Source organism: Paenibacillus sp. FSL H7-0714 (assembly GCF_038003765.1).
Taxonomy (GTDB): domain Bacteria; phylum Bacillota; class Bacilli; order Paenibacillales; family Paenibacillaceae; genus Paenibacillus_AQ.
In genome coordinates this window covers 5,481,418-5,504,178 of record NZ_JBBOPT010000001.1, presented here as the reverse complement: position 1 = coordinate 5,504,178, position 22,761 = coordinate 5,481,418, and the positions used below count along the sequence as shown (strand labels likewise).

Sequence of the window (22,761 nt, the reverse complement as noted above, 5' to 3'; positions counted from 1 at the left end):
GTTGTAAAGTTATGGAAGCATCTTTAATTACTTTTTTGTTGATTGCGGTAGTCGTAGTCATTTTGTTGAGTGTCTTTTTAAGCTTCTTCCCGGTCATGCTCTGGATTTCTGCACTGGCGTCAGGGGTTAGGATTAGTATTATTACCCTAGTAGCGATGAGACTGCGTCGTGTAACACCAAGTCGAATCGTTAATCCAATGATTAAAGCGACTAAGGCAGGTCTTGGACTGAATATTAATCAACTGGAGAGCCACTATCTCGCAGGTGGTAACGTAGACCGGGTGGTTAATGCGCTTATTGCAGCACAACGTGCAGATATTCCTTTGGAATTTACACGCGCAGCGGCTATTGATCTTGCAGGACGCGATGTGCTTCAGGCTGTGCAAATGAGCGTTAACCCTCGTGTAATTGAAACACCAGTTGTTGCGGCTGTCGCTAAAAACGGGATTGAAGTTAAGGTAAAAGCACGTGTAACTGTACGTGCCAATATCGACCGTCTCGTGGGTGGTGCGGGTGAAGAAACAATCATTGCCCGTGTTGGTGAAGGGATTGTAACGACAGTAGGTTCAAGTGATTCACATAAAGATGTCTTGGAAAACCCGGATTTGATTTCTCGGACGGTATTGTCCAAAGGTCTGGATTCAGGTACTGCTTTTGAGATCCTCTCTATTGATATTGCGGATATCGATGTAGGCAAGAACATCGGTGCGTATCTTCAAACCGAACAAGCAGAAGCGGATAAACGTATTGCACAAGCTAAGGCAGAAGAACGCAGAGCAATGGCTGTCGCTCATGAGCAAGAGATGAAAGCACGTGTAGTTGAGATGAAGGCGCTGGTTGTGGAAGCTGAATCTCAGGTGCCTATGGCGATGGCTGAGGCACTCAGAAATGGTCAAATCGGTGTGATGGACTACATGAACATCAAAAATATCGAGGCGGATACCCAAATGCGCGGTTCCCTCGGCAAAATGAATGATCAGGACGACAATAACCGTCCTAACAATAATAAATAAAAGGGGATGTGAATCTCCATGAGCTGGATCTATATTGTTGCGGTTATTATCTTCGCGATTGTATCCAATGTGAACAAAGCTACGAAGAACAAACCCAAAGGTACTACACGCGGAGGGATGCCGACCTTTGGTGGAGGAGACGGGAATCCTCTCCACCGTAATAAGGATGTAGACGGGAACAGAGATCAGCCAGAACTGTCTGGTAGCGGGTTTCCTGCTCCTGTTACTACATCCTCCCGTGAGTATGACGCATCACCTGCCTTTCCAGAGCCTGCGTACATCCCGACACCAGATTATTCTACTGGAGAAGGTATGTCTTTGGAGCATGCTGATGACGGAGTTGAGTTACGCACACAAAGAATGCAGGAAGAGGTGCGGCGTCTTCAATCTGCTTTTGATGGAATAGCTGGAGCAGATCCCAGGTCGAAGAAGACGAAGAGTTCATCCCCTGATACAGATGTTCAGTCAAATAGAACAGGGAATAGGGATGAGCTGCGTAATGGTGTGGTTTGGGCGGAGATTCTAGGACCTCCGCGTGCTCGCCAGCCGCATTCCTCCCGAAGATCGTAATTTTCGGTCAAGTAAACAATTAAGCCTTAGCTTTCTTATCTTAACGATAGGAAAGCTGAGGCTTTTTTTATGTTTTTTATACTTGAAAGGTGCTCCTTTATGAGTTCTTCTCATAAACAAAAGCGTTGCCGCATAAGGTGTACAGAAGGCAGGAAGGGGGAGCGTCTACTTATGACCCGTATTGGCCGCAGGCTGCGGGGATGGACAAACGGGGTGTTGGATTTACCACAGGACTTACTACAGGAAATGCCCCGGATCACCCTGATCGGCAATAAGGAACTGTATATCGAGAATCATCGCGGCGTGCTGCATTTTTCCTCAGGCCAGCTTAAGCTCGCGTTAGCTAAAGGATCGCTTGAAATCACAGGCGAGGATCTTGTCATTCGCAATATTCTTGGTCAGGAGCTGGCGGTAGAAGGCATTATCGGAGAGATCAGATATAAAGAAAGCGAGGGGAAATCATGAAGGAACCACCTCTTTCATCACTGCGGGGATTCGTTACACTGCATGTGACGGGGCCTCAGGTGGAGAGATTCATTAATGTCATTTCTGAAGCAGGTATAGTGATTTGGGATGTGAGGCCCGCGGAGGGCGGCGCTTCCCTTAAGCTGCTTCTGAATGATTTTTATGTCCTCCGTCCGATTTTAAAGAAGACAGGCTGTCGGATGCACGTTACAGGAAGAAGCGGACTGCCTTTTTTGATGGCGCGGCTTTGGAAACGTAAATTTTTTGGCATGGGAATATTAGTATTCGGGATTATGCTCTTTATGTTATCCACGATGGTATGGAGCATTAGAGTCGAGGGGAATGAAAAAATTGCCTCTGAGGATATATTGGCAGCTGCTCGCCAGGAGGGGGTGTATCCTTTTCAATGGATATGGCGTCTGGATGAGCCGGACAAGCTCTCTAAGGGGCTCCTAGCCCAATTACCCGGCGTTTCATGGATAGGGGTGCAGCGGACGGGGACGAGCATTAAAATTCAGGTGGTAGAATCTAAACAGCCGGATATCAAACCTCTACTTAGTCAGCGGCATTTGATTAGCAGAACAGATGCGGTGGTAACTGAAATATATGCGGAGCAGGGCAGACCGGTTGTAGCGCGTAACTCACGGGTTAAAAAAGGGGATATCCTGATCTCGGGTGCTTTAGGCGACGAAGAGAATGTACAGTACGTGGTGGCTAAAGGTGAGGTTAAGGGTCTAGTGTGGCATGAATACAATATAGAAGTGCCTCTTACAACAACAAATAGCTCATATACAGGGGAGCGTAAAGATCGAACCTATCTGGTGCTTGGTAAATGGGCTATCCAGCTATGGGGTTATGGCGATTCTCCTTTTGAGAAATCACGAACACTTACTGAGCACGATCCGCTGTCCTGGCGGTCCATTAAGCTGCCGCTGGGCCTAATGACTGAGAAAGAAATGGAGATTAGTGAAACAAGTGAGACATTAACTCCAGAGGCTGGATTTGAAAAGGGAATAGAGCGAGCGAAGAATGATATTTTGGCGCGTTATGGCGTTGATAGCGTCATCAAAAGTCAAAAAGTTTTGCATGAGAAGAAAGAGAATGGTAAAGTTTATATGAAAGTGATCTTTGAAGTAGAAGAAAAAATTTCCGAAGAACTGCCAATAGTAAACAATTGAGGAGAATGAGGCTACTTGTCAGAACAGACTGCAAGCATTCGTATTACTTTGCAAAATGCGGGAGAAGCGCAATCGCTGTTCGGCCCGCAAGATGGATTCCTAAAAATCATCGAGAGTGAAATTCCTGCTATTATTGATTCCCGTGAAGCAGAGTTAACGATACGTGGTGCGGAGCGGGAAGTAGACATGCTGGGACAATTGTTTAATGTGTTGCTGTCCCTCATTCGGAGCGGTTACATACTTACTGAACGTGATGTGCAGTACGCTGTGGAGCTGGCGAAAGACTTTCGGGTCGATCAATTGCTCGATTTGTTCAAGGGAGAAATTACAACAACTTTTCGTGGAAAGCCTATCCGTGTCAAAACGATTGGCCAGAAGCATTATGTGACAACGATCAAGAAGCGTGATATTGTATTCGGAATCGGTCCTGCAGGAACGGGTAAGACCTACTTGGCGGTAGTGCTTGCAGTTACGGCACTTAAAGAAGGTTCTGTTAAGCGTATCATTCTTACGCGCCCAGCAGTAGAAGCAGGAGAAAGTCTAGGGTTCCTCCCAGGGGATTTGCAAGAAAAGGTAGATCCATACCTTCGTCCGTTATATGACGCCTTATACGACGTTATGGGGCCCGATCAGGTGGCTAAGGCACTTGAACGGGGATTGATTGAAATTGCTCCGCTCGCTTATATGCGTGGTCGTACGCTGGATGATTCATTTATTATTTTGGATGAAGCCCAGAATACAACGCCCGAGCAAATGAAAATGTTTTTGACTCGACTCGGCTTCGGGTCCAAAATGGTGATTACGGGTGACGTTACCCAGATTGACCTGCCTCGCGGCAAGAAATCCGGTTTGATTGAGGCTAAAGCGATTTTATCCGGCATAGAAGAACTCGGTTTTGTTTATTTTGCGGAGCAGGATGTAGTACGGCATTCCCTGGTGCAGAAAATTATCGTTGCCTATGACCGCTCTGCCGAAAACCTCCAATAAAGGGGATTGTCTTCATGGCTTCAAAGCAACCATCTAAATTAAGCGGATTTGTATATACGAACAACGGATGGAAGTATAGCGCGGCGACACGCTATGCTCTTTTCCTGTTACTCGGACTTGTGTTCTACTTCAGCCTGTCGCCCGATCTACTACCTAAGCGGTACGATATTAAAGAGAATACGCTCAGCGCGAAGGAGATAACAGCGCCTAAGCAAATTTTGGACAAGAAGGCAACACTAAAGGCGGCGGAAGAAGCGGCCGAAGGTGTATCTCCAAAGTATAAAATTATCCCGATGAGGGCCGATAATCTTGTGACATCGCTGCTGGACCGGATTGATCGTCTGAATCAGGATGATTTGATTTCGCAAAGCGATAAGACTGAGATTTATCGTGATGAGATCCCGCAGAGAGCCAATGATTTTATTTTGAATTTCATAGCCTCAAATCGGGGTGCAGGTACTTATTCCGATCATCTTTTGGAGGAAATGCAATCTGTCATAAAAGAGCAGACCTATGTCATTCCAGATGAAACTTACATTAAGATTCCGCGACTGACCTCTCAGGACATTATCGAAATGAAGCCTGTCGCTCGTGATATTGTGACTAGGCTGATGAACGATCAAATCACGGACGCCCAGACTGCGCGCGCCAAAGTGGCGGAGCAGGTCAGTATCAGCTCTCTGAGTCAGCGTACGGCGCGTGAGGTTGTGCAAGAGTTAGTCCGGCTCGTTATTACAAGCAATAAGTTCTATGACGAAGATGCAACGAAGGAAGCGAAGGTACAGGCTCGTGAGAACACACCTGATGTGTTTATTGAGCAAGGGGAGGTTCTTGTCGCTAAAGGGCAAAAAATCACCCCTGAGCTGTACGCCCTATTGGATGAGAATGGCCTGCTAAGCAATGAGGTCAACTATTGGCCTCAGGTTGGATTGCTATTACTTGCTACCATGCTATCTGCGGGTCTGATGGTGTTTATCCGTTACTCTGGCGGAACTGCGGGCTTCAAGTATAATAATTCCCAGTTATTAATGCTGGTGCTTGTGTTTGTTATTACGATCATCTCCATGCGGTTGACCGCAATTTTGCAGACGGATGTCCATTCCTATCTCGGGTATCTGGCTCCAGTAGCCATTGGTGCTATGCTGATTACCATGCTTCTGGATATGACATTAGCGTATTTCTGTTCTATTCTGATCAGTATACTCGCCAGTATCATTTTGAATGTTCAGCAGAATTCGGTGTTTGATTTTACCTTTGGCTTCTTTTCAATTGTTGTTTGTTATGTAGCTATTTTTGCCACTCATCGTGCAGGCCAGCGTTCCACATTATTAAAAGGCGGGATTATGGTATCCCTTTTTGGCTGTGTGACCGTCTTTATGCTGACCCTCTTAGCTGGTGGTGAATGGAAAGATGTAAGCACGCTGTATGCCGTTGGTTTTGCTTTTGCGAGTGGACTTTTGACTGCAGTGCTTGTGATTGGTCTGATGCCTTTCTTTGAAGCTACCTTTGGTATTCTATCTGCCCTGAAGCTGGTAGAGTTGTCTAATCCGAACCATCCCTTATTGCGCAAGCTTCTTACGGAAACACCAGGAACCTATCACCATAGCGTAATGGTAGGTAACTTGTCAGAAGCGGCCGCAGAAGCGATTGGAGCAGACGGCCTATTGTGCCGGGTAGGATCGTATTATCATGATATTGGTAAAACAAAACGTCCGTTTTATTTTATTGAAAATCAGAATAATATGGAAAACCCACATGATTCTATTGAACCGAAGCTTAGTAAATCTATCATTGTAGCTCACGCCCGCGATGGGGTGGAGATGCAACGAGAATATAAGCTGCCCAAACCGATTCGTGATATTGCTGAGCAGCATCATGGGACGACGTTCCTGCATTATTTTTACCATAAAGCCCTGAAGCTGGCGGAAGAAAAAGGTGTAGAGCCTGATTTTACCGAGGAAGATTTCCGTTATCCTGGCCCGAAAGCCCAGTCGAAGGAATCGGCTGTTGTAGGAATTGCCGACAGTGTTGAAGCTGCGGTGCGATCCTTGCGCAAACCAACCGTCCTTCAGGTGGAAACGATGATTGAGAAAATTATTAAAAGTCGACTGGATGATCATCAGTTTGACGAATGTGATTTAACGATTAAAGAATTGGACATTATTGCACGGACGCTGAAAGAAACGGTCATGGGGATTTTCCATTCACGGATCGAATACCCAGAAGATGTGCGTAAGCCGAAAAAAGAGGAAGGGGCAGCTAACCCATGAGTTTGGAGATCGTTTGGGATAACGAGCAAGAAGAATACGAGATAAAGGACGATCTCATAGCACTGCTGGAGAGCATTTTGCAAAAAGCAGGTGAGGCGGAAGGGATCGATCAGGGAGAGGTTGCGCTTACTTTTGTCGATAACACTCGTATTCATGAGTTGAACTTGGAATACCGGGGAATTGACCGTCCGACGGACGTACTTTCTTTTGCGATGAATGAAAGCGGAGAGGACGAGCTGGACATTATATACGAAGTAGAAGAAGGCGAAGCGCTGGAAGATGTTCCGGATGTACTGGGAGATATCATCATTTCCGTAACTCGTGCTCAGGAGCAAGCGCAGGAATATGGTCATTCGCTGGAGCGTGAGCTTGGTTTCCTCTTTGTGCACGGATTTCTGCATTTGTTAGGATATGATCATCAGGATGAAGCTTCAGAGGCTGAAATGATGTCTAAGCAAGAGAAAGTACTAGCTCAGGTTGGGTTGACTCGCTAATGGTGAAGAACACGGCGGTAGGACATAAGAAGTTCTGGCACTCTTTTCGGTTTGCATCGCAAGGTATCGTATCGGCATTCAAATCCGAGCTTAACATGAAGGTGCATTGCTGTTTGGCTGTGGTTGTACTTGTTGCCGCTGCCGTGTTCAGACTTCCGCTGGCCAGTTGGATGTTGCTGCTCTTCTCAATCACGCTTGTCTTAACCGCCGAGTTGCTCAATACAGCAATTGAAGCGACGGTAGACTTGATCTCGCCGGAGATTCACCCACTGGCTAAGAGAGCAAAAGATACCGCCGCAGGAGCTGTGCTTCTTACGGCGGTGTTTGCTGTCTTAGTCGGGGTCTATGTTTTTTACCACCCGGTGATGGACTGGATTACCGGACTTATGTCATAATCAGGTTACAATTCAATTCAGGGGAGAGGCGGACCCGCGTTTTGCGATTCCGCCTCTTTGGTTACTGGATGTTTAGGAAGCGAGTTTTGTACGAAGAAAATTCAATGAAGTATTGCTAACAAAACTAAGTGGATGCTTTCGAAGCAAGTTTTGTACGAAGTGATTCCACGATGTAGCGCTAACAAAACTTTAGGAGGACCCAAATATGGATTCCGCTCTTCTTATGCAAGAAGCGATTAAAGCACGTGCTAAGGCATATATTCCTTACTCCCGATTCGGAGTTGGAGCCGCCCTTCTTGATCAGGATGGTCATATTCATCACGGATGTAATGTAGAAAATGCTGCTTTTGGCCCAACCAATTGTGCAGAGCGCACCGCGTTATTCCGTGCCATCGCTGACGGTCATGCTATCGGTTCTTTCAAGGCAATTGCCGTTGTTGCCGATTCCGATGGCCCCGTATCTCCTTGTGGTGTATGCCGCCAAGTTATGATCGAGTTGTGTTCACCCGACATGAAGGTTATCCTTGGAAACATGAAGGGCGATATTGTTGAAACGACGGTGGGAGAATTACTTCCCGGCGCTTTTGGTCCCGTAGATCTGAAGCAAGGACAAGCTCCAGAATAAATTTAGCTCATTGTTGAGTGTTAAGCTACTTTAGTTGCATTATATACAATTAAACTGCCACTATTTCGGTCCAAGCCTAATTTAGTTGCAGAATATACAATTAAATTTACGCTTTAATCCACATTTGGCTTTTGAGGTAGAACTTAGTTGCACAGAATGCAATTAAAACACCAAAAGCATAACTCAAACTCAAATTAGTTGTACAAAATACAATTAAAAGTGTGCGCTAACAATCAAGTTAGGCTAAAATCGTGCAAATTATGTGTTGTTAGAGTAACATTACGAGGTAAGCGCCGCGGCAACGCCGCCAGCGATTCTAATTACGTAAGGTTACTTGTAACACAGCCTAAAGCCAATCATCTCAGTAATCTTTATCCATGGTGAGCTTAATGCGAACCGTGTGAATAAGCGACAGTGAAGCGTGTCCCCGATAGGGGACGAAAGCGCTCATGCACGACCGTTTCAATCCCGCCGAACGTTGCAGGTACGCCTATTTCCGGGTGTCCAGAGGGCCGGGGCCCTTGGGGTCCCCCTTGGCTAAGGGGGATTTAGGGGGATCGAAAAAGCTTTAAAAAAGATTGAATGATTGAAAAAGATTGAACTAGAAGGAAAGTATGGAAGGAAGATAATATGAAATTCAAATCAGGCTTTGTCGCAATTATCGGCAGACCGAACGTAGGCAAATCGACACTCATGAACCAGGTTATTGGACAGAAGATTGCAATCATGTCGGATAAGCCACAGACCACTAGAAACAAAATCCATGGGGTCTATACAACGAATAATTCGCAAATCGTGTTCCTGGACACACCAGGTATTCATAAAAGACAGTCCAAGCTAGGCGACTACATGAACCAAACTGCAATGAGCACGCTGGGTGAAGTTGAGGCTGTGCTGTTCCTTGTGGATGCTGCAGATGGTTTGGGCGGTGGAGACCGATACATTGCTGAGCAATTAAACGGACTTAAGACGCCAGTTATTCTTGTACTGAACAAGATCGATAAAATAGAGCCGGAAGCATTGCTCCCACTTATGGCTCAGTATAACAAGCTGCATAACTTTGCTGAAATCATTCCAATTTCTGCTAAGATGGGTAGCAATGTTAACACGCTGTTAGAGCAAGTCGCTAAGTATTTACCAGAAGGTCCGCAATACTACCCAGAAGATCAAATTACGGATCACCCTGAGCAATTTGTGTGCGCAGAACTAATTCGTGAGAAGATTCTGCATTTGACGCGCGAAGAAGTACCGCATTCCATTGCTGTGGCTATCGAAGATATGAGGGTTGAGCCGAATGGTGTGGTGCATGTGTCTGCCGTTATTTTTGTTGAACGTGATTCTCAGAAGGGGATCATTATCGGTAAGCAAGGTGCGCTGCTGAAAGAGGTTGGCAGACGTGCTCGGACAGACATTGAGAACCTTTTGGGTTCGAAGATTTTTCTGGAGCTATGGGTAAAAGTGAAAAAAGACTGGCGTAATCAGGACCGCGTTCTGCGGGATTTGGGCTTCCATAAAGACCTTTAAGATCTTTATCCGTCATTCCTCGTTTGGCAGGAATTGCAAGGATAGAACCTGGCTCATCGCACATCCTAATTCTTGAAGAGACATCGTCTTTCCCAAGAAAGGATGAATACGAATGCGAAACTTTTCGTGGAAGTATTTTGCAATGACAGGAGACGTCGATGCTTACCTGCTATACAAGGAAGCTGGCTATCCACTTGAAGACAGTGGATTACAGCTAGTGGAAGAAGAGAAGGTCTGTGATGAAGAAGCGCAATAAGGACTGGTTGCTTGCCGAATGGTTGGGGGAAGAGGCATGCTACACAGGGTGGAAGGGATCGTCATCCGCAGCATGGACTACGGCGAGGGGAACGCAATTATTACGCTTTGCACCGAGAACGCCGGGAAAGTAGGAGTTCTGGTACGAGGTGCTAAGAAGGTTAAGAGCCGCCATGCTGCCCTGATCCAGCTGTTCACCGTCGGGGAATTTGTTTTTTTTAGAAATAACGGAGGTCTTGGAACGCTGAATTCCGGCGAGATCACGAAGTCTCACCACCCTCTGCGTGAGGATTTGATTAAAGCAGCATATGCATCATACGCTTGTGAACTGCTTGATAAAGTCCTGCATGATGAGGAGACGGGGAGCTTCTGGTTTCGCCAGCTTACGGCCTGCTTGAACGCACTTGAAGAAGATAAGGAACCTGGAGTTATCATAAATGTTTATGAAATGAAGATTTTGCAAGCAGCCGGTTATGGTCCAGAGTTCGACACCTGTGTGATATGTGGAGCAGAAAAGCCTGATGAACAACTGCTGATAAGCCCTCGCCTTGGTGGAGCACTCTGCCGCAGCTGTAAATATAATGATCCTCCAGCAATGGAGGTCTCTGCTCGTGCGTTGAAATTACTACGCTTATTCGCCAGACTTGATCTAACTAGATTAGGGAATGTGGATGTCAAAGAAAGCAGCCGTGATGAGCTAAAAAAAATTATGCGTGCCTTTATGGATGTGCAGCTTGGATTAAAGCTAAAATCACAGAATTTCCTGGATCAGCTCGACAAGTACAAGATTTGACGAAATCTGATTTTTCCGTTACTATAGGAACAGTTTAATTATAAGATTATCGCCGTTTTGCTCGACTTCGGGAGAACGTGCATTGATCGGGAAAGTAATGAGCGATATTGTCGCGATTCAGCGAGCTGGGGGTAGTGAGAGCCTGGCGGGACAATGTTCATGAACATGGCACCCGGGAGTACGGATACGGCGAATGAAAGTGGATTTCGTTCTTGTCTTTAGCAAGTGATATTGCTGAATCAAGGGTTGGAATCAAGTAGGGTGGAACCGCGGGAGAATAAGTTAAGCTCTCGTCCCTATGTCTGTTAATCAGGCATGGGGGCGGGGGTTTTTTGTTGCTGTCAGGAGCGAAAAATGCCGCCTCCATGGTAAGAAGTTTTAAGCAAGATGAACTAAAAACTTGTAAAGCGAAGGAGACGGTATTATGAACTTTCAGCAGATGATTTTGACGCTGCAGCAGTTCTGGGCTGAACAGAACTGTATTATCGTACAGCCTTATGACACTGAAAAAGGCGCCGGCACGATGAACCCTATGACATTTTTACGCTCACTAGGTCCTGAACCATGGAGAGTTGCGTACGTAGAGCCTTCACGTCGCCCATCCGATGGACGTTATGGAGAGAATCCGAACCGTCTGTATCAGCATCATCAATTTCAAGTCATTATCAAACCATCGCCTGATAACATTCAAGAGATTTACTTGGATAGTTTGAAAGCACTCGGCATTGATCCGCTCTTGCATGATATCCGTTTTGTTGAGGATAACTGGGAGAACCCTTCACTGGGTTGTGCAGGTCTAGGATGGGAAGTATGGCTAGATGGTATGGAAATCACTCAGTTTACGTACTTCCAACAGGTCGGTGGAATTGAGGCCAATCCAGTTGCCGTAGAAATTACTTACGGAATGGAGCGGCTAGCATCCTACATTCAAGATAAAGAAAATGTATTTGATCTTGAATGGGTTAGCGGCATGACTTATGGTGATGTTTTTCATCAACCGGAGTTTGAACATTCTACTTACACCTTTGAAGTATCTGATGTAAAAATGCTATTTTCACTGTTCAACATGTACGAAGAAGAAGCGCGTAGAGCGATGGAGCAGCATCTTGTGTTCCCTGCCTACGATTACGTGTTGAAATGCTCACATAGCTTTAATTTGCTGGATGCACGTGGAGCCATCAGTGTTACTGAACGGACTGGATTTATTACCCGAGTGCGTAATCTTGCCCGCTCTGTAGCGGCAACATATCTTGAGGAACGCGAGAAGCTTGGCTTCCCGCTGCTGAAGAAAGAAGGTGCTGACCGTGTCTAAAGATATCCTGTTTGAGATCGGTCTGGAGGAAATTCCTGCACGTTTTATCCGCGCTGCGATGGAACAGCTGCAAGATAGAACATCCAAGTGGTTGGATTCTGCACGGATTACCTATGCTGGAGTTACTGCTTATGCAACGCCACGTCGTCTCGCTGTTTTTGTTAAGGATGCGGCTGAGAAGCAAGAGGATATCAGCGAAGAAGTCAAAGGACCATCACGCAAAATCGCACTGGATGCAAACGGGGACTGGAGCAAAGCTGCTTTAGGGTTTGCCCGTAGTCAGGGTGTATCTCCGGAGCAATTTACGTTCAAAGAGCTTGCTGGAGTTGAGTATATCTATGCTACTAGAAATAGTGCTGGGGTAGAGACAGCTTCGTTGCTTTCTGAAGGTCTTTTAGGGATTGTAAATGCGATGACTTTTCCGAAAAACATGCGTTGGGGAGCTTACGATTTTAAATTCGTGCGTCCGATCCGCTGGTTAGTTGCTCTTTTCGGGAAAGATATTATTGATTTGGAAATTACGGATGTAAAAGCGGGTAATGTGAGCCGTGGACATCGTTTTCTGGGTACAGAGACTGTAATTTCGGAGCCTGCACAATATGTTGAGAGCATGCGTGCGCAGCATGTCCTTGTAGACGTGAAGGAACGGGAAGAATTGATCCTGAAACAAATCAATCAATTGGCTGAAGAAAAAAGCTGGACGATTGCGATCAAAGAGGATCTTTTGGAGGAAGTACTGTTCCTAGTTGAAACACCAACCGTGTTGTTCGGAACCTTCGACCCATCTTTCTTGAACATTCCACAGGATGTGCTGATTACTTCGATGCGTGAGCATCAGCGGTATTTCCCGGTATTTGATGCAGCGGGCAAACTTCTACCTTTCTTCGTAACGGTGCGTAACGGGAATGCAGTATCTTTGGATGTTATTGCTAAGGGTAATGAGAAGGTACTCCGTGCTCGTCTATCAGATGCCAAATTCTTCTATCAAGAAGATCAAAAGATGAAGATTGATGATGCACTAGCCAAATTGGAGAATATCGTCTACCATGAAGAGCTTGGCAGTGTTGGAGATAAAGTGCGTCGTATTCGCCAAATCTCCGATCGTCTTGCTGTAAAGTTGGGATTGTCTGATATAACCCTTTCTGAAGTAAGTCGGACTGCTGATATTTGCAAATTCGACCTTGTGACTCAAATGGTTTATGAATTCCCAGAACTTCAAGGCACCATGGGTGAAGATTATGCACGCAAAGCAGGAGAACCTGAAACTGTGGCAAAAGCAATCTTTGAGCATTATCAGCCAAGGTTCGCGGGTGATGCAGTACCATCGACAGATGCCGGTTCAGTTGTCAGCATTGCGGACAAGATCGATACGATTGTAGGTTGCTTCTCTATCGGTATAATCCCAACAGGCTCACAGGATCCTTACGCACTGCGTCGCCAGGCTGCAGGGATTGTTCAAATCGTGCTGGAGCATAAATTGCCGATTACGCTGCGCGAGATTTTTGAAGCAGCGATTGAAATTCATAAAAATTCAGGGAATTCGAAACATTCTGACGATGAACTACGTATAAACCTGTACGAGTTCTTCGGTCTGCGTGTTAAACGACTTTTATCCGACAATGTACGCTATGATGTTGTGGACGCTGTTACAGCAGCTGGCTTTGACAACGTGGTAGATGTTGTGGGCAGAAGCCGTGCGCTTATGGGTGCTGTGTTAGACCAAGCAGACTTTAAAATTACAGTAGATTCACTCACTCGTGTCAGTAATTTGGCAGCTAAAGCAACCAGCGAAGTGATTGATCCTTCTTTACTTAAAGAAGATGCTGAGCTGAAGCTGTACAAGACATGGCAGGAATTACACACACCGTATCTTGAAGCGATGTCCGCGAATAATGCCGAAGAAGCACTCCGTATTCTCTCGGGTCTAAAAGATGCTGTTACAGCATTTTTCGATTCCGTTATGGTTATGGCAGAGGATGAGCAGGTACGTGCTAACCGTTTAGCTTTGCTAGCTGGTATTGATGCTGACTCCAAGGCGTTTGCTGATTTTGGCAAGCTCGTTTGGTAAACGACTGAGCACCGGAGTTCCCGGCTGAATTCAAGATTCGACATTTGATCAAAGGACAGCTTTTTGAACAACATCTATAAGAAAAGTTTGTGTCTTATGGTATAGAATGTTGGTTTGGGGTATAAATATACGGAACGGTGCCAATGCGTCATTTGACATCCGTTCCGTATTTATGCATAGAAAGAAGGATTTCTTGCGGTAAGGGCGTATATATATTACACGGGAAATTGGTGATGATCATGGAGAAGAAGTCCCGGTCTAGAACTATAGTCGTGGATGGGGATGCTTGTCCGGTCAAAAAAGAGATTGCTGAAGTTGGCCGTGCCTTTGGTGTGCCGGTACTGATGGTATCTTCTTATGACCATGCACTGAAAGCTGAAGAGGGTGTAACGGTTGTGCAGGTGGACCGGGGAGATCAGAGCGCCGATCTATATATTGCCAATCATATTTCTGCTGGAGATGTGGTATTGACTGGGGACTATGGTCTCGCAGCACTTGCGCTCGGGAAACGTTGCAGTGTTCTTTCTTTTCGTGGCCAGGAATATGACGATTCCAAAATGGATTTTATGTTGGAAGGCAGGCATGCCAGGGCCGTGGAACGAAGACGGGGACATTATTCTAAGGGTCCAAAACCTATAACGGCAGAAGAAAAAATATATTTTCAACATAAAATGACAAAACTTTTAATACTTTTGCAGGAGAATGTGGAGCAATAGCGAATTATATTTATTTGTTAAGAATTGAAGGTGGTTGAAGTGGCTAGCGGACACGGGAATATTCCGGAAGAAGTTATCGAAAGCGTGCTTGCACGTCATGATATTGTCGATACAGTCGGTAAGGTAGTCCATTTGTCCAAGCAGGGGAAATATTTATGGGGCCTCTGCCCGTTCCATTCGGAGAAAACCCCTTCCTTTACAGTTACCCCCGACCGGGGAGTATTTCATTGCTTTGGCTGCGGCATGGGTGGAAATGCCATCAAATTTAGGATGGAAATCGAAGGATTAACCTTCCCCGAAGCCGTCAAAATAATGGCTGAAGAAAGTGATATTCCCGTTCCTGAAGGTAAGGGAGGCCTAATGTCTCCTCCTGATCCGGAACGCGATCGGTTGATTCAAGCTTATGAATGGTCTGCAAAGTTTTATCATTACTTGCTGAAGAATACGGAACACGGCAAAGCCGCAATGGAGTATTTAAGAGCCCGGAACTTCAGCGATAAAATGATTGACCAGTTTCAGATCGGATATGCTCCGGACCGCTGGGATACTTTGCTACAATTTTTGGAGAAACGGAATTTTGACCTTGCTGAGATGGAGAAAGGTGGACTCTTGTCTGCCCGAGGTGAGGGTAAAGGCTATATAGACCGTTTCCGTGGTCGGATTATTTTTCCGATTGCGAACCGCACAGGCAAGGTGATTGCGTTTGCCGGAAGAATTTTTGGTGAAGGACAACCCAAGTATCTTAATTCTCCAGAGAGTAGATTGTTTAACAAAAGCCGGATTTTATACAATTTGCACCAGTCCAAAGCATCCATCCGCAAAACGCGGCAAATCGTCCTCTTTGAAGGATACGGAGATGTCATTTCGGCCTGGGAAGCAGGTGTGCATAACGGTGTAGCAACAATGGGAACATCTTTAACTGAAAGTCATGTAGCACTGATGAAGAGTCTGGCCGATGAAATTGTACTGTCTTATGACGGTGACCGGGCAGGACAAGCAGCTGCTATGAAGTCCATTCCAATGCTTGAAGGCAGTGGCTTGCGTGTAAAGATCGCCTTACTGCCAAGCGGGCTCGATCCAGATGAATTCATCTCAATGCATGGTGGAGAAAGGTTTATGGATCAGGTTATTGATTCAGCGGTTTCATCCATAAAATTTAAGCTTATATATCTGAAAAAAAACCATATACTCCTAGAGGAAGATGGCAAAATTGCCTACGTCAAAGAAGCTTTGGAGGTCATTGCTTCGTTACATTCCTCGACCGAGAGAGAGGTTTACCTAAGGGAAATCGCTTCTGAGCTGGAACTTTCATATGATAGTTTGAAGCAGGATTGTAATTTACTTAGGGCATCGATGCAAAAAAACATCCCTGAAGGGGATAATAACGACAAAAGGTGGAATAATGGTAGGCATAAAAAAGGGCAAGTGCAGACACCAACTTTGCTGCCCGCTTATCATGTCGCGGAACGGCGTCTACTGTCCTTTATGATTCAGGACCCGGAAGCTGCCACGTATGTGGGCGAACGCCTCGGAGAAGATTTCAACATCGATGATCATGCGGCAATTGCCGCTTATCTATATGCCTATTACGCGCAAGGCAAACCACCCGGCATTAGTCGGTTTCTATCATCGCTTCAGGATGATCGTCTAGAGAAAACTGCTACATCAATTTCCATGATGGATACACCTCCAGACTGGAATATGCAGGTGCTGGATGATTGTATCCGTGAAGTACGGAAATACCCACTGCAGCGCAAGATGGATCAGAAGCGTGAAGAGATGATTCAGGCGGAAAAGTCAGGTGACTTTTTGCGTGCGGCACAAATAGCAAGTGAGATTATAGCCCTAGAGAGACAATGAAATGTTGACAGGATGTACCTAGGGAGGAGGGAGTCGAATTATGGCGAACGATCAGCATACTGAATTGGAAGCAGAATTTACTTTGGATCAGGTTAAGGATCAGCTTATTGAGCAAGGCAAGAAAAGATCATCATTGCTATACAAAGATATTATGGAGAAATTATCGCCGTTTGATCAAGACCCCGAGCAAATGGAGGAGTTCTATGAACAACTCAGTGATTTGGGGATTGAAGTTGTAAACGAGAACGATGAAGAGGTTAACAGCCTCCGGCCAAATGAGGACAATGAAGACAAAGAGGGCGATGAGTTCAGCTTTGATGATGATTTGTCACTGCCGCCAGGGATTAAGATTAATGACCCTGTCCGTATGTATCTAAAAGAAATTGGACGCGTTCCGCTGTTGTCGGCTGACGATGAAGTAGAGCTTGCTATGCGTATTAAGAATGGTGACGAGGAAGCCAAACGTCGTCTCGCTGAAGCGAACCTACGTCTTGTAGTAAGTATTGCTAAACGTTATGTTGGACGCGGTATGCTGTTCCTTGATTTGATTCAGGAAGGTAATATGGGTCTGATCAAAGCGGTAGAGAAATTTGACCATAACAAAGGGTTCAAATTTAGTACGTATGCAACTTGGTGGATTCGTCAGGCCATTACCCGCGCGATTGCGGATCAGGCACGTACGATTCGTATTCCTGTACACATGGTCGAGACGATCAACAAGCTGATTCGTGTCTCTCGTCAATTGCTGCAAGAACTGGGACGTGAACCTTCGCCAGAGGAAATTGCGGCTGAGATGGAGCTGACGGTTGAGAAAGTTAGAGAAATCATGAAGATTGCCCAAGAGCCAGTATCGCTCGAAACACCGATCGGTGAAGAAGACGATTCTCATCTGGGAGATTTCATTGAGGATCAGGAAGCCTTGGCTCCTGCGGATGCAGCAGCTTATGAACTGCTGAAGGAACAGCTGGAGGATGTACTGGACACGCTCACGGAGCGTGAAGAGAATGTACTTCGTCTGCGTTTTGGCCTAGATGATGGCCGGACGAGAACACTTGAAGAAGTGGGCAAAGTGTTCGGCGTTACCCGCGAACGGATTCGCCAGATTGAAGCTAAAGCATTGCGTAAGCTTCGTCACCCTAGCCGCAGTAAACGGCTTAAGGATTTCCTTGAATAGTATTTCATGAACTGGACCTTCTGCTGCTGAGTAGCAGGAGGTTCTTTTATTTGAATTACGACCCTAAAAGTGCTGACCCTGTGTATCTGGAAAGAAGGATGAGCCAGTGAATTTGGAAAAACGCGAAATTATTATAAAAGAGATTCAGTATTGGAGAAACAACAGATTGCTACCAGAGCAATATTGCGACTTCTTAACCAACCTGTATGATGATGAAGCTGCGGCGAAGGATAGAAATCCGATTTCGCTGAAGAATCTACAGCAGGGAAACATCAAAATTTGGCTGTTTGGTTTTGGAATTATTTCCTTGATTTTCTTGATTAGTCTTTATTTTAGCGTTTTTCCCTGGCCTTTGCAACTTGCAACAGCACTATCCGTACTAATTATTTGTTATGGATACTCAGCGGTTTACAGGAACCGAAATCATGTTATTAGTCTTATCCTGGCGGGGCTGGGCAGTGTGTTATCGCTTGGTTTTGGGCTATGGCTGATTGCTTTGCATGATCTTGATCCTCAGTTCTGGAGACCGATTCTGATTGGGGCTTGTGGCTTGTTATGGTGCATTCTGGGATTTGTGCTCCGTATAGGCTTGCTGCAGTATTGCGGTTATGCTTTTTGGGCCTTATTATATGCGGGATTCTTCGGTGGAAAACGCCCTGAGGCTTCGATGCTAGAGCTTGAGCTCTTATGGCTTCCACTCTGTGTAATGATGGTGTGGCTGAGCTGGCTATTACATCACAAAGTTAAAGGCGTTGCCAGTGTTTTTTTTGCAGTGGGAGTATCACTATGGATGATGCCGGAACTCGATGCTCTTTTATTGAGGCAGGATTATCCACAGTGGATTTCGTTTATGCTAATTTTAAAAATTGCGGTAGGCTTGGCCCTGCTGTTCTTGTTTCGAAAAAAATGGATAACGTGGGTGGCAACATGAACAATGTGAAATTATCAGATCGACTTCAGCAATTGCTGGAACAAATTCCGCAAGGAAGCAGGTTGGCAGACATCGGCTCTGATCATGCTCTGCTTCCTGTGGCTGCTGTAGAAAGCGGTAAGGCTGTATTCGCAGTAGCAGGTGAGGTAAACCCGGGTCCCTTTGATGCTGCTTGTAAGGGCGTTGCAGAGGCCGGACTAGGGAAGATAATCTCGGTGCGTCGAGGAGATGGCCTTGAGGTACTGGAACCTGGTGAAGTTAATTGTATCACGATCGCTGGCATGGGAGGGGCTTTAATTGCCTCGATTTTAGACCGTGGTCAGAGTCAAGGCAAGCTTAAGGATGTTACAACACTGGTACTTCAACCGAATGTGGGCGAGGATATTTTGCGCCGCTGGCTGTTAAATAATGAATGGGTTCTTACCGCTGAAAGTATTCTGGAAGAAGACGGCAAGTTATATGAAGTATTAACAGCTGTACCAGAGGATGCAGGTGCCGGAATTACAAATGCCAATGTATATCGAGAGGTAACGTTAGGCGATTCCGGTATGGTTAGTGGTCAGGAGACCTTGTTACAGATGGGACCTTTTCTGATTCAAGCACCGAATGAAGTGTTTTTTGCCAAATGGCAGGGAGAGGTTCAAAAATTGGAAGGCATTCTTACTTCATTGTCACGTTCAGAACTCGAATCTGCGGAGAATAAACGAAAATTAATTCGAGAACAGATCAAGGAGATTACGGAGGTGCTGCAATGCTTGCTAAAGGACAAACAGTAATTCAATATATGGAGCAGCTGGCTCCAAAGCATTTAGCTGAAGATTGGGACAAAGTCGGTCTGCAACTAGGTTCCTTACAGAAAGAAATAACCAATGTACTGGTTGCACTGGATGTGAACGATGAAGTCGTTGAAGAGGCAATTCGTCTCGGCTGTAATCTAATCATTGCCCACCATGCGATTATTTTTCGTCCGCTGCAAGGGATTCAAACAGACACTCCAATGGGCCGAATGTATGAAAAATTGATTAAAAATGACATCGCGGTATACATCAGTCATACTAATCTGGATGTTACCGAAGGTGGAATGAACGATTGGATGGCGGAAGCTCTTGGTATAGAGAACGGAGTGCCTATTAAAGACATTCATTCCGAGCAATTGTCAAAGCTGGTTGTGTTTGTGCCGAAGGATCATCATCAGAAGGTACTGGATGCCATTTTGAATGCAGGAGCAGGGGCAATCGGCAACTATAGTCATTGCAGCTTCAATATCGAGGGATACGGGACTTTTATTCCGGGAGAAGGCACAGATCCTTATATCGGGGAAAAAGGGAAGCTGGAGCGTGCTGAGGAGATCCGTATTGAGACAATCGTGCCACAGAGTATCCGCAATAAAGTGGTACAGGCTATGCTCAAGGCTCATCCTTATGAAGAGGTTGCCTATGATTTGTACACGATGGATCTTAAAGGCCGCAGTTTAGGGCTTGGGCGGGTTGGAAAGCTCAAAGAGCCTACCACACTTGGGCAATTCGTTGAGACGGTAAAAAAAGGTCTGAAAGTTGACCATGTACGTGTTGTGGGTGATTTGGATCGTCCAATTCGTAAAGCGGCTGTTCTCGGCGGTTCGGGTGGAAAGTATTATAACAGTGCTATTTTCCGCGGTGCGGATGTGTTGGTTACGGGAGATCTTGATTACCATACAGCACAGGATGCCGTGCTCGCTGGGATCACTCTGATTGATCCAGGACATAATGCAGAGAAGATCATGAAAGAGAAAGTAGCAGAGTGGATGACTGGGAAACTGGTGGAGCATAAGTACGATACAGCTGTACATGCTTCGCAGGTGAATACGGAGCCATTTAAGTTCCTATAAAATTGCCATTTAATAATGCTTGTGCCAGACAGGTGATGTCTGTATAATATATAATGTTGTTCGGAAAGTTTGACAGACAATCGCCGGTGACGTGAAGACGTCACGGGAGGAAAGTCCGGGCTCCATAAGGCAGGATGCTGGATAACGTCCAGTCGGCGCGAGTCGAAGGATAGTGCCACAGAAATGGACCGCCGATGGCCGCCTTAGGGCGGCACAGGCAAGGATGGAACCGAGGTGTAAGAGACCCCGAGGAACGCTGGTGACTTCGTTCCTGGTAAACCCCATCTGGAGCAAGACCTAATGAGACGCAGCAGATTCCTTTATTGGAATAGGCAGCCTTAGCCTGAGGCGCGTCTAGGTTGGTCGCTGGAGCTGTGCAGTAATGTACGGCCTAGATAGATGATTGTCGCTTATGGTGGGAGGGTAGTTCCCGATTGAACCACGACGAGCACAGAACCCGGCTTACGGCAAACTTTCCTAACTGCAACGTTATGATAACAACAACAACCATACAAGCGGCGGCGTATCTCGGGAAACCGGATCACGTCGCTTTTTTAAAATATAAGAAAGTATAAGTTTCACTTTATACATTATCCTTATATTTCTCGCAACGCTTACCATCCTTATAAAGACGCCGAAGGTGTTTATGCTCGTGGCAAGAAGATATGTAGAAAGTGGGAAACGTGTAGCATGGGTAATTATCAGATTTGCGGGTTCTGCGGACATTTATATGAACGAAACAATAAGAGGATGTGCAATAGTTGTGATGAGATGTATCAGAAAATCAGGCGTATCGTAGAGACTTCACCCGACACGATGGTATTAAATATATCCCTTCAAACAGGGGTAGGTGTCAGTCGAATCATGTCTTTCGTTGAAAATGGATATTTTAGGCTCAATAAAGATAGCATAGAAGTATTTAAGAAGTAAATTATTCTAAGCATGGCTGGAAAATAAAAAAAACCCGTCTTCCTCATCCCATAAAGGATGAAGAAGACGGGTTTTGTCATGCTCATGATCGAATGCCGGTCTGACTTTCCTGCCATTGTACCAACGCCTTCTCCAGACGCTGAACAGCAACGGGTACAAGCTCAGGTGGCGTATGTGTGAAATTCAGACGCATCTTATTCTTATGGGGCTGTGATGAATAGAACACTTCACCTGGAACAAAAGCAACACCGTTCTCTACTGCTAGAGGAAGTAATTCCTTCGTGTTGATCTCTTGGGAAAGCGTTAGCCAAAGGAACATACCGCCTCGTGGCTCCAGAAAATGAGCTCCTTCCCAGTTCTGCGATCGGAGTTCCGCGGATAAGAGCTTCATTCGGGAATAATATTCTCGTGAGATGACACGGATATGCTGCTCAATATCGAAATGCAGCAGCAGTTCATCTAAAGCGCGCTGGTCAATGGTGCTAGAATGCAGATCAGCTGCTTGTTTTGCCTTCGCGATGGTCTTGATTAGATTAGAATCGCCGATAATCCAGCCTGTACGCAAGGCAGGGGCTACGATTTTGGAGAAGGTTCCAGTGTAAGCGACACAATAACCGCCGTCATAACTTCTGTCGATGGACGCTAGTGAGGGTGGATAAAGATCTTTATTTTCTTCAAAGGTTATTTCACCATAGGGATTGTCCTCTAAGATAAGAACATTGTAGCGGCGGCAAATTCCCACCACTTTCTCACGGCGTTCCTTACTCCAGGTTGCTCCTGAAGGATTGTTGAAGGTCGGAACTGCATATAGGAGTTTGGGCCGTAATTTTTGTATTTGATCTTCCAGGTGATCTGGCAGAATGCCTTGCTCGTCATTGTTTATCGTATGAATATCAGCTCGGTAAGAGCCGAGTACCTGCAAAGCTGCTAGATAAGTGGGGGCTTCAACAAGTACAGCATCACCGGGATCAAGCAGTATTTTACATAATAAATCTATGGCTTGCTGGGAACCTGTAGTCAAGATCATCTCAGATGCTGTAACAGGGATTCCTTGCCGAGTAAGTCTTTCAGCGATTTTGTCACGTAGTGGAGTAAAGCCCTCGGTTAGTCCGTATTGAAGCGCTGAGGTATCGCTGGAGAGTACACGGTTATAAGCGTCTCGTACTGCCTCCAAGGGAAACAAATCCTCCCCAGGCAGCCCGCCTGCAAGTGAAATGATGTCATTGCCCTGTGTAACCTTTAGAATCTCACGAACGGCTGATGATCCTAGATGATTGGCTGCGGCCGAGTATTTGATATCCATAAATGAGTTCTCCACCTTTCGATTTGGTGCT

At 45.8% G+C, this 22,761-nt stretch carries 21 protein-coding genes and 1 other RNA gene; 21 read left to right on the top strand and 1 reads right to left on the bottom strand.

Annotation, left to right across the window (positions count from 1 at the left end):
* Window positions 1-11: 11 nt before the first annotated feature.
* The 21 genes from floA (at window position 12) to rnpB (ending at window position 20,977) form a co-directional block, all read left to right on the top strand.
* A complete protein-coding gene (floA, locus tag NST34_RS24690) occupies window positions 12-1,013 on the top strand; it encodes a flotillin-like protein FloA (RefSeq protein WP_042190951.1) in 1,002 nt (333 codons plus the stop codon).
* Between the two features lie 18 nt (window positions 1,014-1,031).
* Window positions 1,032-1,583, top strand: a complete 552-nt coding sequence (locus NST34_RS24685) for a hypothetical protein (RefSeq protein WP_076299665.1) — start codon at window positions 1,032-1,034, stop codon at window positions 1,581-1,583.
* 171 nt (window positions 1,584-1,754) lie between these two features.
* Window positions 1,755-2,048: a sporulation protein YqfC gene (gene yqfC, locus NST34_RS24680; protein WP_060621997.1), complete on the top strand. Its 294-nt coding sequence runs from the start codon at window positions 1,755-1,757 to the stop codon at window positions 2,046-2,048.
* On the top strand, window positions 2,045-3,226 hold the full coding sequence (gene yqfD / locus NST34_RS24675; RefSeq protein WP_076284784.1) for a sporulation protein YqfD: 1,182 nt from the start codon (window positions 2,045-2,047) through the stop codon (window positions 3,224-3,226). Before yqfC ends, yqfD begins: the two co-directional genes overlap by 4 nt.
* Window positions 3,227-3,241: 15 nt before the next feature.
* A complete protein-coding gene (locus tag NST34_RS24670) occupies window positions 3,242-4,213 on the top strand; it encodes a PhoH family protein (protein ID WP_042190944.1) in 972 nt (323 codons plus the stop codon).
* Between the two features lie 14 nt (window positions 4,214-4,227).
* A complete protein-coding gene (locus tag NST34_RS24665) occupies window positions 4,228-6,483 on the top strand; it encodes an HD family phosphohydrolase (protein ID WP_076284783.1) in 2,256 nt (751 codons plus the stop codon).
* Window positions 6,480-6,977 (top strand): rRNA maturation RNase YbeY, encoded by a 498-nt coding sequence (gene ybeY, locus NST34_RS24660; protein ID WP_076117315.1) that lies wholly within the window; start codon window positions 6,480-6,482, stop codon window positions 6,975-6,977. Before NST34_RS24665 ends, ybeY begins: the two co-directional genes overlap by 4 nt.
* Complete coding sequence (locus NST34_RS24655) at window positions 6,977-7,372, top strand: diacylglycerol kinase family protein (protein WP_042190936.1); 396 nt, start codon at window positions 6,977-6,979, stop codon at window positions 7,370-7,372. Before ybeY ends, NST34_RS24655 begins: the two co-directional genes overlap by 1 nt.
* A 205-nt stretch (window positions 7,373-7,577) precedes the next feature.
* Window positions 7,578-7,997, top strand: coding sequence for a cytidine deaminase (locus NST34_RS24650; protein WP_042130321.1), 420 nt, complete (start codon window positions 7,578-7,580; stop codon window positions 7,995-7,997).
* Window positions 7,998-8,627: 630 nt separating this feature from the next.
* Window positions 8,628-9,521 (top strand): GTPase Era, encoded by an 894-nt coding sequence (gene era / locus NST34_RS24645; RefSeq protein WP_042190933.1) that lies wholly within the window; start codon window positions 8,628-8,630, stop codon window positions 9,519-9,521.
* 112 nt (window positions 9,522-9,633) lie between these two features.
* Complete coding sequence (locus tag NST34_RS24640) at window positions 9,634-9,777, top strand: YqzL family protein (protein WP_076117313.1); 144 nt, start codon at window positions 9,634-9,636, stop codon at window positions 9,775-9,777.
* A 36-nt stretch (window positions 9,778-9,813) separates the two neighbouring features.
* Window positions 9,814-10,569, top strand: a complete 756-nt coding sequence (gene recO, locus NST34_RS24635) for a DNA repair protein RecO (RefSeq protein WP_341128931.1) — start codon at window positions 9,814-9,816, stop codon at window positions 10,567-10,569.
* A 424-nt stretch (window positions 10,570-10,993) separates the two neighbouring features.
* On the top strand, window positions 10,994-11,881 hold the full coding sequence (gene glyQ / locus NST34_RS24630) for a glycine--tRNA ligase subunit alpha (protein WP_042130314.1): 888 nt from the start codon (window positions 10,994-10,996) through the stop codon (window positions 11,879-11,881).
* Complete coding sequence (glyS, locus tag NST34_RS24625) at window positions 11,874-13,949, top strand: glycine--tRNA ligase subunit beta (protein ID WP_076284782.1); 2,076 nt, start codon at window positions 11,874-11,876, stop codon at window positions 13,947-13,949. Before glyQ ends, glyS begins: the two co-directional genes overlap by 8 nt.
* A gap of 239 nt (window positions 13,950-14,188) precedes the next feature.
* On the top strand, window positions 14,189-14,665 hold the full coding sequence (locus NST34_RS24620) for a YaiI/YqxD family protein (RefSeq protein ID WP_042194373.1): 477 nt from the start codon (window positions 14,189-14,191) through the stop codon (window positions 14,663-14,665).
* A gap of 39 nt (window positions 14,666-14,704) precedes the next feature.
* Window positions 14,705-16,525, top strand: coding sequence for a DNA primase (gene dnaG / locus NST34_RS24615; protein WP_042190927.1), 1,821 nt, complete (start codon window positions 14,705-14,707; stop codon window positions 16,523-16,525).
* 40 nt (window positions 16,526-16,565) lie between these two features.
* Window positions 16,566-17,699, top strand: coding sequence for an RNA polymerase sigma factor RpoD (gene rpoD / locus NST34_RS24610; protein WP_042130309.1), 1,134 nt, complete (start codon window positions 16,566-16,568; stop codon window positions 17,697-17,699).
* Between the two features lie 106 nt (window positions 17,700-17,805).
* Window positions 17,806-18,630 (top strand): hypothetical protein, encoded by an 825-nt coding sequence (locus NST34_RS24605; RefSeq protein WP_341128930.1) that lies wholly within the window; start codon window positions 17,806-17,808, stop codon window positions 18,628-18,630.
* A 5-nt stretch (window positions 18,631-18,635) separates the two neighbouring features.
* A complete protein-coding gene (locus tag NST34_RS24600) occupies window positions 18,636-19,406 on the top strand; it encodes a tRNA (adenine(22)-N(1))-methyltransferase (protein ID WP_341129591.1) in 771 nt (256 codons plus the stop codon).
* The gene (locus NST34_RS24595; protein ID WP_341059774.1) at window positions 19,382-20,497 is read left to right on the top strand and encodes a Nif3-like dinuclear metal center hexameric protein; all 1,116 of its coding nucleotides are present in this window, start codon (window positions 19,382-19,384) and stop codon (window positions 20,495-20,497) included. The genes NST34_RS24600 and NST34_RS24595 overlap by 25 nt, the downstream gene beginning before the upstream one ends.
* Window positions 20,498-20,561: 64 nt before the next feature.
* Window positions 20,562-20,977: RNase P RNA component class A (gene rnpB / locus NST34_RS24590), an RNA gene on the top strand.
* A 532-nt stretch (window positions 20,978-21,509) separates the two neighbouring features.
* On the opposite strand, the gene NST34_RS24585 is transcribed toward rnpB, so the two are convergent.
* Complete coding sequence (locus tag NST34_RS24585; RefSeq protein WP_341128929.1) at window positions 21,510-22,730, bottom strand: aminotransferase-like domain-containing protein; 1,221 nt, start codon at window positions 22,728-22,730, stop codon at window positions 21,510-21,512.
* Window positions 22,731-22,761 lie beyond the last annotated feature (31 nt).

Bases quoted from the DNA above. Each gene is read 5' to 3' on its own strand.
- floA (WP_042190951.1), top strand. From the start codon at position 12: ATGGAAGCATCTTTAATTACTTTTTTGTTGATTGCGGTAGTCGTAGTC.
- NST34_RS24685 (WP_076299665.1), top strand. From the start codon at position 1,032: ATGAGCTGGATCTATATTGTTGCGGTTATTATCTTCGCGATTGTATCC.
- yqfC (WP_060621997.1), top strand. From the start codon at position 1,755: ATGACCCGTATTGGCCGCAGGCTGCGGGGATGGACAAACGGGGTGTTG.
- yqfD (WP_076284784.1), top strand. From the start codon at position 2,045: ATGAAGGAACCACCTCTTTCATCACTGCGGGGATTCGTTACACTGCAT.
- NST34_RS24665 (WP_076284783.1), top strand. From the start codon at position 4,228: ATGGCTTCAAAGCAACCATCTAAATTAAGCGGATTTGTATATACGAAC.
- ybeY (WP_076117315.1), top strand. From the start codon at position 6,480: ATGAGTTTGGAGATCGTTTGGGATAACGAGCAAGAAGAATACGAGATA.
- NST34_RS24655 (WP_042190936.1), top strand. From the start codon at position 6,977: ATGGTGAAGAACACGGCGGTAGGACATAAGAAGTTCTGGCACTCTTTT.
- NST34_RS24650 (WP_042130321.1), top strand. From the start codon at position 7,578: ATGGATTCCGCTCTTCTTATGCAAGAAGCGATTAAAGCACGTGCTAAG.
- era (WP_042190933.1), top strand. From the start codon at position 8,628: ATGAAATTCAAATCAGGCTTTGTCGCAATTATCGGCAGACCGAACGTA.
- NST34_RS24640 (WP_076117313.1), top strand. From the start codon at position 9,634: ATGCGAAACTTTTCGTGGAAGTATTTTGCAATGACAGGAGACGTCGAT.
- recO (WP_341128931.1), top strand. From the start codon at position 9,814: ATGCTACACAGGGTGGAAGGGATCGTCATCCGCAGCATGGACTACGGC.
- glyQ (WP_042130314.1), top strand. From the start codon at position 10,994: ATGAACTTTCAGCAGATGATTTTGACGCTGCAGCAGTTCTGGGCTGAA.
- NST34_RS24620 (WP_042194373.1), top strand. From the start codon at position 14,189: ATGGAGAAGAAGTCCCGGTCTAGAACTATAGTCGTGGATGGGGATGCT.
- rpoD (WP_042130309.1), top strand. From the start codon at position 16,566: ATGGCGAACGATCAGCATACTGAATTGGAAGCAGAATTTACTTTGGAT.
- NST34_RS24595 (WP_341059774.1), top strand. From the start codon at position 19,382: ATGCTTGCTAAAGGACAAACAGTAATTCAATATATGGAGCAGCTGGCT.
- NST34_RS24585 (WP_341128929.1), bottom strand. From the start codon at position 22,730: ATGGATATCAAATACTCGGCCGCAGCCAATCATCTAGGATCATCAGCC.